9 protein-coding genes are annotated in these 13,843 nt (G+C 38.1%); all 9 read left to right on the forward strand.

The window, feature by feature from the left end; genetic code table 11:
• Window positions 1-30: 30 nt before the first annotated feature.
• Complete coding sequence (locus HMPREF1495_RS00095; protein ID WP_034211042.1) at window positions 31-3,195, forward strand: tetratricopeptide repeat protein; 3,165 nt, start codon at window positions 31-33, stop codon at window positions 3,193-3,195.
• A 95-nt stretch (window positions 3,196-3,290) separates the two neighbouring features.
• Window positions 3,291-3,887, forward strand: coding sequence for a CvpA family protein (locus tag HMPREF1495_RS00100; RefSeq protein ID WP_242832816.1), 597 nt, complete (start codon window positions 3,291-3,293; stop codon window positions 3,885-3,887).
• 13 nt (window positions 3,888-3,900) lie between these two features.
• Window positions 3,901-5,547: an O-antigen ligase family protein gene (locus HMPREF1495_RS00105; protein ID WP_034211046.1), complete on the forward strand. Its 1,647-nt coding sequence runs from the start codon at window positions 3,901-3,903 to the stop codon at window positions 5,545-5,547.
• Complete coding sequence (gene trpS, locus HMPREF1495_RS00110) at window positions 5,540-6,628, forward strand: tryptophan--tRNA ligase (RefSeq protein ID WP_034211048.1); 1,089 nt, start codon at window positions 5,540-5,542, stop codon at window positions 6,626-6,628. Before HMPREF1495_RS00105 ends, trpS begins: the two co-directional genes overlap by 8 nt.
• A 235-nt stretch (window positions 6,629-6,863) precedes the next feature.
• Window positions 6,864-7,181: an ArsR/SmtB family transcription factor gene (locus tag HMPREF1495_RS00115; protein WP_084544477.1), complete on the forward strand. Its 318-nt coding sequence runs from the start codon at window positions 6,864-6,866 to the stop codon at window positions 7,179-7,181.
• Entirely contained in the window at window positions 7,178-7,399 is a 222-nt protein-coding gene (locus tag HMPREF1495_RS00120) for a cation transporter (protein ID WP_007594764.1), read from the forward strand. The genes HMPREF1495_RS00115 and HMPREF1495_RS00120 overlap by 4 nt, the downstream gene beginning before the upstream one ends.
• Before the next feature lie 40 nt (window positions 7,400-7,439).
• Entirely contained in the window at window positions 7,440-9,326 is a 1,887-nt protein-coding gene (locus tag HMPREF1495_RS00125; RefSeq protein ID WP_034211052.1) for a heavy metal translocating P-type ATPase, read from the forward strand.
• A gap of 10 nt (window positions 9,327-9,336) precedes the next feature.
• Window positions 9,337-9,816: an S-ribosylhomocysteine lyase gene (locus HMPREF1495_RS00130; RefSeq protein ID WP_034211054.1), complete on the forward strand. Its 480-nt coding sequence runs from the start codon at window positions 9,337-9,339 to the stop codon at window positions 9,814-9,816.
• A 291-nt stretch (window positions 9,817-10,107) separates the two neighbouring features.
• On the forward strand, window positions 10,108-13,843 hold a 3,736-nt coding region (locus HMPREF1495_RS00135; protein ID WP_198013533.1), incomplete at its 3' end, for a MucBP domain-containing protein.

The following is a 13,843-nucleotide window of genomic DNA, read 5'->3' on the forward strand; positions in this document are numbered from 1 at the left end:
AAGTAAAAAATCTTGAGGTTTGGTGCAAGTATGGATAAATATGAATTTAATTTAAAGGTTGAACAACTGAATAAATTGGTGAAAAGCGGTGACTACAAGGCTGCCATGAGAATCACCGATACAATCGACTGGAGTAGAGTTCATAATGCAGGCTTATTGACAACCGTTTCAGAAGTCTATGAAAAAAACGATGAGTATAAGGAAGCCAGAGAGGTATTGCTTTTGGCCTATGACAGAGCACCGGTCGGTAAAAGAGCTTTGTACAGGCTTACCATGCTTGCGATAAAAGAGGGAGATATAGCGGAGGCTGAAGCTTACTACAGAGAATATATCGAGATATCACCTCAAGACAGCAGAAAATATCTTATGGAATATCATATTGCTGTGGCAAAGGGTGAAGACATACATAAGAAGATTAGAATTCTTGAGAAGTACAGTGATATCGAGAAGATGGACGAGCAGTGGAAATACGAACTCGCACAGCTTTATGCTCAGGCAGGAAGAATAGATGATTGTATAAAGACCTGTGATGAAATAATGCTTTTATTCGGAGTCGGTGAGTATGTGGAAAAGGCCGCGACTTTGAAGGAGTCAACAGGCTGTCCTTTAAGCTCAAAGCAGCAGGAGCAGGTTGATAACAAGGAGTTCTATGAGGACAGATTAAACTCGCTTGCAAAGCAGTATGAAAGTGAGAATTATCCGAATCTTAATCTGGATGATATGAGTGCATATAAACCCAGAGAGGAAAAAAGAACTACTATAAGTCTGATTGACGAGGAAGAAATTCCCGATGAGGAGGCTTCCATAAATACTGAGCTTTTTCCAAAGACTGTCGGTGTAAACGAAATAAGGATATCAGAAACAACATTTAAGGGGGAAAATGTGAACCCGGAATTTGAAATAGAACTCAAGAGAGCCATAGCAATCACAAATGAAAATCTGAATAAGATGAAGACTGAGGGCGATCATGCATCTATGAGAGAGATAGATGAAGAGGTCAGAGCACATATGGAAAGGGTGGAGAGAATCAAACAGGGAAGATTTAATGCTCCACCGGTGATGGGTGAAAGAAGAAAAAGCAGAATAAGTAATCATTTTGACAGTATGGGACTTCCAAAAACTCACGGAAGCAGAGATGAACGTGAGGGCATGGACAAAGTACAAAACACATGGATAAGCGATGAAGAGGAAAGAAAGTCTTCAGAAAATGACGATACATCTGAAGATTCACACATTGCGGAGCCTGTTTTAGAAGATACGGTTTCTAAAGCGGAGCAGACCGAAGACAGTGAAAATATAATAGAGCATGCTGATGAAGTAGAAAAAGTCTATGTAGACGAGGCTGATGTCGCGGTTGAATCGGATATCGAAGAAGAAAAAAATGATAAGATTGATTTGATAAATATCAATGCAAATAAGAGTGATGTAATTCAAAGTAATACGGCTCAAAGTGATGAGGATCATGATTTCATAGAGGAGATACCTGATGAACTGCCTGTAAAGAATATTACAGTTACAGAAACAGCTTCAACAAAGGTATTGGAAAACTATGTCCCGGAAAAGAAGAATCCTATATTTGATAAGGATGATTTAATAAACAGCTATTTTGACGATGAAATAGACATGGGTGTACCTACAGTTTCATCTGTTATGGCCAAAAGAAAAGAACAAAAGGATATAGTCCAAAGCAGTATAAAAAGTGAAACAACAATGGAAGTGGTAGATGATGAAGAAATCTATTACACAAAGGAAGAAAGAACTTTTGTAACAAAGGTAAAGAAGGGTGAAGAACCTGAGGAAATCTTTATAGAGCCTGAGTATAAAGAAGTGGAAGCCGAGGATGAAGGTACCGTTATGATAGAAGAAAACGATATTCAAGAGGATACAACAGAAGAAACAGATATTCAAGGGGAAGCGGAAAAGGAAAATGAAGAGATTGCAGAATCGGATTCATCCATAGATGGAGAAGAGGGCGATACCGTTGTTATTGAAGAGAGTGTGGAAGAGGCTGCAAATGATGAAAGTAGGGAGGTTGATTTACCTGTGCACGGAAAGGTAATGAAAGCAAAAGCGCCAAAATCAAGAGAGCCGAAGGAATATTTGATGAGAAGACCGGGCTCCATAATGGTAGAGGGTATAACAGGACAAAAGGCTCTTGAAAATGCTATAGAGGTGTTGAGAGAGGTAAATGAACTTACAAAGATAAAGCATACAGTATTGAAAATCAAGGCAAAGAGCCTTAATGCAAAAGGAGTGATGAACTCTATTGATAAGATTAAGGGCAAAGATCTTATTATAGTTGATGCGGGATACCTTGATGATAATACTATTGCGGAACTCATAGAGTTTATCAGAGACGGTAAGGAGACTGTAGTATTTGCGGATACAATCGAAGGCATTGCAAACCTTATAGAAGCAAACGATCTTTTGCATGGAATGAGTCTTGTTATGAGAGAGGAAGAGGTTCCTGTAAAGAGAAAGAATATTGTGGCAAATATTGAGCTGAAGGATAAAGCAAAGGAGCCTGAGAAGGAAGAAAGTATGGAGGCACAGGAGAAAGCTGTTGAGGAAGCCGATACCGAAAAAGAGCCGCAGAGTACTGAAGAATTATCGGACCTTGAAATCATAGCGAATATTTTAAAGAAGGAATATGGCGAGGATTTCCAGTTTGAAATGCAGGAAATCGGAAGCTCGGACAGCATTACCTTCCATGCAAACAACAAACCCGAGTCTGATGTTAAAGAGGAAGAAAAAGAGGCCATTAAGATTGAGCCTGTTATATCACAGCCTGTAAAGGAAGAAGATAAAGAAGTAGAAAAAGCTGAGATACTGGATGAAGAGCCTGATCAGATTGAAGAGAAGGAAGATGAAGATATCTATATAGCGGATGAGGAAGAAGACGGTGAAGATAATGCTCCTATGGATGTGGACGATTTTATTAACTATGCACTCAGTTATGCAAAGGAGATAGAATGCGTACTTTACAACAAGGCAAAGTATGCTGTTGAAGAAAGAGCGGATTATATGAAGGAGGATAAAACTCCATTGACCAGAAAGAATGCCAGAAATCTTATAGATCATGCAGCAGACCTTGCTGAAAGGCCGGGCGTTGTGAAGGCTATATTCGGCTTTATGAATCCGAAGTATGATAAAGAAGGCAGACTGATTCTAAGAGAGGAGCATTTTAGGATATAATGTGTTTTAATGTTCTGGAGGTTGGCATATTACTGTTTTTTATAGGAATGATGGCGCGAGGGTATAGGAAGGGCCTTTTAAAAATATCCATTACAATGCTGGCGCTCATATCAAGTGTAATTGCTTTGAATTTTGTAAATCCATATCTCAGAAATGAGTTGCAACAAAATACCAAGATAAATCAATTTGTATTAACTAAGATTTATGAAAAAATAGGGCTTAATGAGATGCATGAGGACTCATCAAATGCCGAGGGAAGAAGTAAGGCAATAGATAAGCTGAATGTACCGACAAAAGTAAAAGATGTGTTGAAGAAAAATGATGACAGAAAGGTATATGATAAGCTTGGAGTATATACTTTTGCGGATTATATTGCAAGCTATGTCACCCAGATGACTGTCAATTCTATAAGTTTTATAGGTTCATTTGTACTCGTTTGGTTGGTGCTTGGAATACTGTTTAAGGGTAACAAGATTCTAAGCAAGATACCGGTTTTGGGCGGAGTCAATCAGTTGCTTGGAGCTTTTACAGGTTTTATTTTTGCATTGATAATATTCTGGGTCGGATGTATTTTTATCATCGCTCTTTCTACAACAAAGACAGGGGCGAATCTTTCGGAAATGTTGGAATGCAGCCCGATTTTGGTATTTTTATCAAGAATGAACCCTATAGCGGTATTTTTAGGACTGTAGGTATGGAGGTTATATGAAATCTAAAAGAAAGCTGATGAATGCATCAAATGTGATAGTCGGACTTTGGGTTATGGCGATGTTTACTATTTTCCCTTTGATCTACAATGATTTTTACTTTGACATCTTGCAGACAAAATATTATACGGTATTGACTCTTTCAATAATAATGATTTTGGCTTTGATTGTTATATGCGGTTTTGCAGGCGGATTCAAAAACTTCTTTGATAAACTTAAAAGCAAGGGGTTTGCATTATGGTTTAAAGAAGAATTCAGCATATGGGATATATGCATAATGATATTCTGGCTGATGAGTGCACTTTCCACAGCATTTGCAGGAAGATTTATAATGGAAGCCATTACAGGAGATAAGGGAAGATATTCGGGACTCTTACTTATTTCTATCTATGTGATACTTTATTTTACAGTAAGTCGCATGTTTTCATTCGGCAAGGTTTACTTTACAGTCTTCCTTGCAGTAAGTATACCTGTATGTTTATTTGGATATACCGATTATTTCAATATGGACATATTGGGATTTAAGGAGAAAATAAGTCCTGAGCAGTGGCCGATATTTACTTCGACAATCGGTAATATAAATACATATACCGCGGTATTGGCGTTTTATATCGCCATCGCAGGAACTCTGTTTATTACCACACCTTTTAAAAGTGACAACGGCAGAGGTGAGAGCATTGGAAAAATAGTTTTCTACTATGTGATAATGTTTATGAACTTTATTGCACTTGCAATGGGTACTTCCGATAACGGTTATCTTACACTTGCCGCATTCTTCGGTCTTGTACCCTTTGTGGCATTCAGAACCATGGAAGGTGTAAGAAGATTTATACTCACGATTTTTACTTATCTTCTCGGAATAAAGATAATACAGCTGATAAATATAAGCTATGCGGGCAAAGTGCTCGGTATTTCAGGCCTGTACGATTTTATAAGTGATTTTAAATATCTGGATTTAATAATTGTTGCTTTGGCAATCGTAGTTATTATCATGTATGTACTTGAATACAGAAAGAAAGAAAAAAGAAGAGACAACGAAGCGCTTTTAAGAAGCTTAAGATATATCTGGCTTGCAATACTTGTTATAATATTTGCGGCAATAGTATTTATGGGAATGAAGATAAACTCGGATGTAACTGCTGCTAAAGAAAAGTACGGTGCTCTTGCAGATTATTTCGTATTTAACGATTCATGGGGTACTTTCAGAGGTTATATATGGAGAGCCGCCGTGGAAGAGTATATGAAGTTCCCGTTGCTTCACAAGATTTTCGGAAGCGGACCGGATACTTTCGGCTTATATATCGGTTTACTTAGAAATGAAGAAATGACAAGTGTAACCGGTCAGTTCTTTGATGCGACACATAATGAGTATATACAATTTTTATTCACTCTTGGACCTATAGCTACAATAGCTTATATTCTGGCACTTATACTTCCAAGTGTTGAAGCTCTCAGAACAAGACTGTTTTATCTTAGAGACAATACAATGCTGCCATATTTGTATGCATGTGCTATTGCAGTAATTTGCTATGCCACTCAGGCTGTTGTAAATTTGAACTTACCTGTAGTAACACCATTTTTATGGATATTCCTAAGTATCATGGTGGCAATACTTAGAGACAAAGGAGAAGTTATAAATGGATAAGATAATACTTACAGGAGATCGTCCTACGGGAAAGTTACATGTGGGACATTATATCGGCTCTTTAAAAAGAAGAGTTGAATTGCAAAATTCAGGAGAATTTAAAAAGATTTTCATCATGGTTGCGGATGCTCAGGCACTCACCGACAATATGGAAAATCCTGAAAAAGTAAGACAAAATATTATAGAGGTAGTACTTGACTATCTGGCATGCGGTATCGACCCTAAGAAGTCCAATATATTTATACAATCCATGGTACCGGAGCTTACAGAGCTTGCATTTTATTATATGAATCTTGTTACAGTTTCAAGACTTCAAAGAAATCCTACAGTAAAGGCTGAGATAGGACTTAGAAATTTTGAAAACAGTATTCCGGTAGGATTTTTCACATATCCTATATCACAGGCATCGGATATTACAGCATTTAAAGCGACTACAGTGCCTGTAGGTGAGGATCAACTTCCTATGATCGAGCAGACCAGAGAGATAGTAAGAAAGTTCAATTCTGTATACGGTGAGACTTTGGTAGAGCCTGAGGCACTTATACCTCAGGAAGATGCGGCAAAGAGACTTCCGGGCACGGACGGTAAGGCAAAGATGAGTAAGTCGCTTGGCAACTGTATCTATCTTTCAGATGACGCTGATACGGTGGCATCAGCAATAAAGACTATGTACACAGATCCTTTACATATAAAGGTAAGCGATCCGGGACATCTTGAGGGTAACACGGTATTTACATATCTGGACGCCTTCTCAAGACCTGAACATTTTGCAGAATATCTTCCGGATTATAAGTCACTTGATGAGCTTAAAGAGCATTATACACGTGGCGGATTGGGAGATATGAAGGTAAAGAAGTTCCTTGCAAGCATAATGGAAGAGACTTTGGCACCTATAAGAGCAAGAAGAGCGGAGTTTGAAAAAGATATTCCGTCAATCTATGAGATGCTTAAGGAAAGCTGTGAAGTGGCAAGAAATGAAGCCGCAAATACACTTTCGGAAGTAAAGAACGCTATGAGAATAAACTACTTTGATGATGCCGAGCTTATAAAGTCACAGGCGGAGAGATTTCAAAATAAATAATAAATTTTAAAATTTAAATCCGAGCTTTATTTATAATCTTATATGAGATTGTAAAATTTAAAGCTCTGATTTCTTTGATTAAAATTTTTAATAAATTTTAAAATAACACTTGACAGTTGAATGAGTATTCAACTATAATAGCAACATAACAGTTGAACAAGTATTCAACCAAGGGAGGTGTATTGAGGTAGAGAGTTTAAGCAGAGAAGAGGCACTGGAAAGAGCCAAGACAAATATGCTTGAAGCTGAAACAACAGATTCACTGTCAAAGCTGTTTAAAGTATTTGGAGATCCTACAAGGATAAAGATACTTTGGGCATTAAATGTACATGAGTTATGTGTACTTGATATTTGTGATGTGCTGGGAATGACAAAGTCGGCGGTATCACATCAGCTTGGTACACTTAAGGAAGCCAAGCTTGTTAAAGCAAGAAGAGAAGGTAAGGAAGTATATTATTCACTTGATGATGAACATGTAAAGGAGATATTTGAAACAGGTATCATACATGTCTCTCATAGATGTAAAGCAGATTTAGAAGGAGAAAAGAAATGAAGAGAGTTTATAAATTAGAAGGTTTGGATTGTGCGGATTGTGCTGCAAAGCTTGAGAAAAAGCTTGCCGCCATTGACGGTATTACAAGTGCAAATATCAACTTTATGACATTAAAATGCACTCTTGAGGCCGAGGCTGAGAAGATGAATGAGATTATTGAAAAGGCCATGGAAATTATAAAGGTTGAAGAGCCTGATGTAGAGGTAAAGAGAGCATAATTTAATTGATGCAGGTGTATTCATTAGATAGAAGGATAATATGAACGATAAGCAAAAGAAGATGTTAAGAAAAATAATTATGGGGGCAAGCCTTTATATAATTGCCGTCATAGTTTCAAAATTAAACTTTTCCATGTCAAATATAATCAGTTTCGGACTGTTCATAGCGGCATATATAATAGTCGGAAAGGATGTATTACTTAAAGCCTTCTCGAATATAAAAAGAGGTAAGGTATTTGATGAAAACTTTCTTATGACTATTGCTACCGTAGGTGCGATTATAATAGGTGAATATCCGGAAGCTGTCGGAGTTATGCTCTTTTATATGGTGGGCGAGTTCTTACAATCTCTGGCAGTAAATAAATCCAGAAAATCCATATCGGATATGATGAATATAAGACCTGATTATGCAAATCTTGTAAAAGAAGACGGCAGTGTGGAAACTGTGGATCCTTATGATGTGGAAGTAGGAAATATCATACTGGTAAAGGCCGGAGAGATTATTCCTTTAGACGGAATAGTAGTTTCAGGTAAGGCAATGCTTGATACTTCGGCACTTACAGGTGAGTCGGTTCCAAGAAGTGTAAATGAGGGCGCCAATGTATATAGCGGAAGTATAAATAAGGACGGTCTTTTAAAGCTTGAGGTTACGAAGGAATTCAGTGATTCTACAGCAAGTAAGATTCTTGATCTTGTGGAAAATGCCGCAGCAAAGAAGTCAAAGACAGAAAACTTTATCTCAAAGTTTGCGGGGATATATACTCCTATAGTTGTTTTTGCGGCTATAGCACTGGCTGTGATTCCGCCTTTTGTATTTCCGGGAACAGGATTTGCCACATGGATTTACAGGGCACTTACATTCTTAGTTGTATCATGCCCTTGTGCATTTGTTATAGCGATTCCTTTAAGCTTTTTCAGCGGCATAGGTGCATCATCAAAAATAGGTGTGCTCATAAAGGGAAGCAATTATCTTGAACTTTTAGCCGGAGTAAAGACTTTTATGTTTGATAAAACCGGTACCTTGACAAAGGGAGTTTTTGAGGTGGTAAGCCTACATCCAAATAATGTAAGTGAAGAAGAATTGTTAAGAAAGGCCGCAATGGCGGAAGAGTATTCTTCACATCCTATAGCAATATCTGTTAAAAAGGCATATGAAGAACTAAAAACCGAATCGGGAGAAAATACAAATATTTCCGACAGATTAAGTGATTTAAAAGAGATTGCGGGACATGGCATCAGTATAAAAGTTGACGGTAAAGAGGTTCTTGTAGGTAATGACAAGCTTATGAGTTCAAACGGTATAGACTTTGAAAAAAGCGAAGAATTCGGAAGTATCGTCTATGTGGCTGAGGAAGGCAAATTCTTAGGATCGATTGTAATAAATGATCGAATAAAGGAAGATGCAGGCGAAAGCCTTATTGCACTAAAGAGTGTAGGAGTTGAAAAGTCTGTAATGCTTACAGGTGATATAAAAGAGGTCGCGGATGTGGTGGCAAAGGAGTTGGGAATTGACTATGCATACTCCGAGCTTTTACCGCAGGATAAGGTAGAGAAAGTGGAAGAAGTGCTTGTTGAGAACAAAGTACTTGCATTTGTAGGCGACGGATTAAACGATGCTCCGGTTTTGGCAAGAGCCGATATAGGTATTGCAATGGGAGGTATAGGTTCAGACGCAGCCATTGAAGCGGCGGATGTGGTGATAATGGATGATAATCTTTACAATATAGTAAGAGGTATCAAACTTGCAAAAAGAACCATGAGCATTGCAAAGCAAAATATTATATTTGCTCTGGGTGTTAAGCTTATTTTTCTATTGCTTGCAGCCATAGGTTTTGGTACTATGTGGGAGGCGGTATTCGCAGATGTAGGTGTAACTGTACTTTGTATAATCAATGCTATGAGAAACCTGCAGACAAAAAATATATAATGGAGATTTTATGGAAAAGATAACAAGCTTTACAATAGATCATCTGAAGCTTCTGCCGGGAGTTTATGTGTCAAGAAAAGATAATGTCGGTGAAGAGACAGTTACTACATTTGATATAAGAATGACCAGACCGAATTTTGAGCCGGTAATAAATACGGCAGAGCTTCATGCGATAGAGCATCTCGGAGCAACATTTTTGAGGAATCATAAAGTTTACGGAGAGAGTATTCTCTATTTCGGACCTATGGGATGCAGAACGGGATTTTACCTGCTTTTAAAGGGCGACCATGAGTCACAGGAGATTATACCTTTGCTTAAGGAGATGTTCGGATTTATAAAGGACTTTGAAGGAGAGGTTCCCGGAGCCTGTGCAAAGGACTGTGGTAACTATCTGGATATAAATTTGCCTATGGCAAAATATATTTCGGCAAAGTATCTTGATGAAGTATTGTCTGATATATCAAAGGATAGATTGATATATCCTGAATAAATTTAAAAAGATATATAAATAAGTTTTAAGGGTATGTAAGCATCGGCCTATATACCTTTTTTATTTGAGAATGTAAGCAATAACACCTTCTTTGTAAATTATTGCAATAGAAGGAATGACTCCTATTATTGCAGAGTAAAAACCGTCGAAATTGATTTTATACAATAAAAAAGTATAGAAATTCGAGATGAGAATAAGTATAATTGTACCGTTAAATATTTTTCGCCTACTATATTTAATAGTAATAGGACAACGGAAGGAGGAGTACATATCAACACATTAAGAAAACGTTTGACCGGAGTACTGTCATTCATACTTGCACTTATAATTACATTTACCTCTGTGCCCATCGACGCATATGCAACAGGTATAGGTAGTCAAGTTACAACAAAAATAGGATACTCGGTAAGCGGTCAAACAACATCGCTGATAGGAAAACAGGAATCTTACAGTATTCAGACGGGTATATCAGGTACGATAGGAAGTTATACACTGCCATACTCAATTATTTATTTGTCAAAAGACAAATTTGAGGAACCGTCTGTAGCAGATGTATCAACAGCCAACTTTATACAAGGAGTTACGGTTGACAGCACAAGCGATGCACAATACTATAAGATAAAAGTTACTTATAGACAATTGACGGCAGGACCGCCTGTAACTTTCCCGTTTAGAGCGGTTCTCAAAAACTTGAATGTTGCCGGAGGAGAGCAGGTTAATATTAAGACAACTTTCCACGACAAAGACGGAGTGGAGATTGTAAATGACAACAAAAATTTCACTGCTGCAGGTTATGTGGCAGGTATTGAAGGAAACGACAACAGTCAGACTAATCCGAGACAGATGGGTTATGGTGAAACAATCGTAGATGCGGATGTGGATTCAACACATACAAAATTTTCACCAAATTACCAAAACGATATCACATTCTCTATTATGAACGGAAAAAAGAACGCGACCAATGGAGAAGTGAGAGTAGTATATTCTGAAGGTTTGGATAAGAGACCGGTTAGAGTAACCGTTACATTGCCTTCAACATCGGTTTGGGATGCTTCATTACCGAACAATACCGGCTGGACTTATAATTCGGCCGACAATACAATTACAAAAGATTTTACAAGAACAGGCTATGAGTTTAGGCCTCTTTTTACCATAAAGTATGGAACGGGAACCACAGTAGGACGACAGACTTTCCAGGTAAAAACGGCACTTGTAAATACTGACGGAAGTGCAGATTCCACAACAGAAAGAAACGGTAGCGTATTTAAGGATTATTCTTATGTAAGAAAGCTTAAAGGAAATAAATATCACCTTCGCTACAATTATGCGGTTCCTGTAAAAGAAGAATACAAACATGCTTATTTAATTACAGCAGGACAGTATTGGGGGACTACGGTAGTACAAAATACTACAACAACATTAAATACAATCATTGATGAGCCATGGAGTCCAAGCCTTTTTACAGGTTACGGAATCCGTGTACAAAGCGGTTATTTTGATGCCGCAAATCTTGCGCTTATAGCTCAAAACAAGCTGATTGGTGTAAATGATGACGGCAGTGAGGAAGTTATACAGACAAATGTGCCGTATGAAGTGGTAAATAATGATGCGGCTATGACAACAGACAGCATACCGATTGCCATGACACCTAAGCACTATAAGAGTGTAAGACTTGAATTTGACAACGAGGTGACAATATCAAAGTACGGTGAGAAGGCTATAGGTCTTGTAGTTGAGACACAGCTTACACCTGTCGAGTTTACAAAGGAGAAAAACAGACTTGTTGCAAATCCTTCACCTTCATCTGCAAATGTTACAAATACAGGTAAGGTACAGTCATACTCCAACGGCGTATGGACAACTATCAGTTCCAATGCCGTATATATCATGCGTGAAGAGTATGCTCAGATGCAGCTTGACAAATTAAGTCAGAAGATCAACGGCAATACTTCTTCAAATATAGCCTACACCGGAAATACCATGGAATATGAGATGAATGTCAACTATGACAATTCATATATATTCAGCGAGGACAGAGATGTAGAAAACGGTAAGCTTGTTATGGTTGTCGATCCGGAGTTAAACTTTAACAGCATTACAGTCGGAGGAACACCTTACTTTACAGTTGATGCAAATCCTACCGAAGTAGCCAATTACGGAGGAACGGGAAAGAAAGCATATATCTTCGATCTCAATAATTTTGCCTTCAAAAAGCAACAGCAGGCAATTTTTAAGAGAGACAATATAAGGGTTTCATTTACTCCAAGTTCAAGTCTTGAGCCGGGAGAACATAAAGTTGAAGCCATACTTTCATGGACCAATAATACAGATCAGGCAAACAGCAAGGATCCTCACACAGTATTTTCAAAGGATACTGTAAATTACCTTGATATTTATGATTCAAACGAGAACGGAAGTACAAATGACAGACTTTCAAGAATAGAGTGGAAGTTCAACTTCGTACCGCCGCAGTCGGTTATCATAAACAAGGTTGAAAAACTTGAATCGGAGCCTGACAGTGCATACCGTGCGAAGATGAAAGCTGAAAAAGATGAGATAGTTCAATATCGTATCATGGCTTACAACAACTCAAATGCGGATGCAACAGAGTTGAATTTCTTGGATATTTTCCCATATGTGGGAGATAAGAACACGGTAAAGGACTATGCGGGAAATTATGTAGACCGCGGTTCTAAATTTGCAACTGTTTTACAAGGACCTGTAACCGCTCCGGCAGGATATACGGTTTACTATTCTACAGATTCACCTAAGGGTACATTTGCCGAGAACCTTGCAAATACCTGGGTAAGTGCTTCAGGTATTTCAGACTGGAGTCAGGTAACAATGTTTAAGGCTATAATGAATACAGGTGTGAAGCTGGCAAAGGATGACAAAGAGTATTTTACTTACAAGGTAAAAATGCCGGACACAAAAGATTTGGATGAAGCTGATACAAGTAACAACTCTATTGCAACATGGTATGGAAACAATATTGACGGTGCAAATGAGGCAATCAACTCAAAGGTCGGTATTTACAAGTATCAGGTATCCGGAAAAGCATACTATGATGTCAATGATGACGGAAAGTATGATACAGGAGATGTGCTCATTGCAAACCGTCCGGTAAAACTTTTAAAAGACGGAAATGTTATTGCCGAAACTACAACAGATGCAAACGGTGATTATGCTTTCAAAAACATTATCACAAACGCAGGTAATTACAATGTGGTTGTTGAAACATTAACAAGTGATACAATCATTCCGAATAATCCAAGTACAAGTTCGGTAATAGGACAGGATTTTAACTCTACAGAGTCATCAGCCTCAACAATGTTTAGCGGACAGACAAGTACATGGGCAAAAACAGATGTAAGCCTTACAAAGACAAAGACTAAATCTGTTAAAAACATAGGTTTGAAAAATCAGACTTCAAATCTTACGGTAAAACATATAAAGATTGATGATAACACCGAACTTATTCCGGATACAACGACTGCTGCAGGTGTGGGAACACCATATACCACAGCGGCGGTTACAACAGATCCGAATTATGAGGTGGATACAACACAGCTTCCGGCAAATGCAAACGGTACTTATGCGACTACAGATACAACTGTTATTTATAAGTATAAGAGGAAAAATGCAGGCAAAGTTACAGTGCATCATTATGAAGTAGGTACAACTACAGAGCTTTACAAAGCTCCGGGTGCAACTGCGGCAGGACCTGAGGAACTTGACGGAACAAATAAGCTTGGACTTTCATATACTACTGCGAGCAGAGAAAATGATATAGCAAACTTTGAGCTGACAACTCCTGCACCTACAAATCCGACAGGAACATTTACTACAGGAGAGCAGGAAGTAATTTATTACTACAAGAGAAAGAATGCGGGAAAAGTCATAGTACACCACTATGAAACAGGGCAGACAACAGAGCTTTACACACCGGCAGGAAAAACTTCACCACAAGCTGAAGAACTTGACGGAAGCGGAAAGCTTGGCCTTCCTTATACAACTGCAAGCAGAG

The organism is Lachnoanaerobaculum sp. MSX33 (genome assembly GCF_000512995.1).
Taxonomy (GTDB): Bacteria; Bacillota; Clostridia; order Lachnospirales; family Lachnospiraceae; genus Lachnoanaerobaculum.

Excerpts from the sequence above, each read along its gene's own strand:
- HMPREF1495_RS00095 (WP_034211042.1), top strand. The coding sequence starts at position 31 with ATGGATAAATATGAATTTAATTTAAAGGTTGAACAACTGAATAAATTG.
- HMPREF1495_RS00100 (WP_242832816.1), top strand. The coding sequence starts at position 3,291 with ATGCTGGCGCTCATATCAAGTGTAATTGCTTTGAATTTTGTAAATCCA.
- HMPREF1495_RS00105 (WP_034211046.1), top strand. The coding sequence starts at position 3,901 with ATGAAATCTAAAAGAAAGCTGATGAATGCATCAAATGTGATAGTCGGA.
- trpS (WP_034211048.1), top strand. The coding sequence starts at position 5,540 with ATGGATAAGATAATACTTACAGGAGATCGTCCTACGGGAAAGTTACAT.
- HMPREF1495_RS00115 (WP_084544477.1), top strand. The coding sequence starts at position 6,864 with ATGCTTGAAGCTGAAACAACAGATTCACTGTCAAAGCTGTTTAAAGTA.
- HMPREF1495_RS00120 (WP_007594764.1), top strand. The coding sequence starts at position 7,178 with ATGAAGAGAGTTTATAAATTAGAAGGTTTGGATTGTGCGGATTGTGCT.
- HMPREF1495_RS00125 (WP_034211052.1), top strand. The coding sequence starts at position 7,440 with ATGAACGATAAGCAAAAGAAGATGTTAAGAAAAATAATTATGGGGGCA.
- HMPREF1495_RS00130 (WP_034211054.1), top strand. The coding sequence starts at position 9,337 with ATGGAAAAGATAACAAGCTTTACAATAGATCATCTGAAGCTTCTGCCG.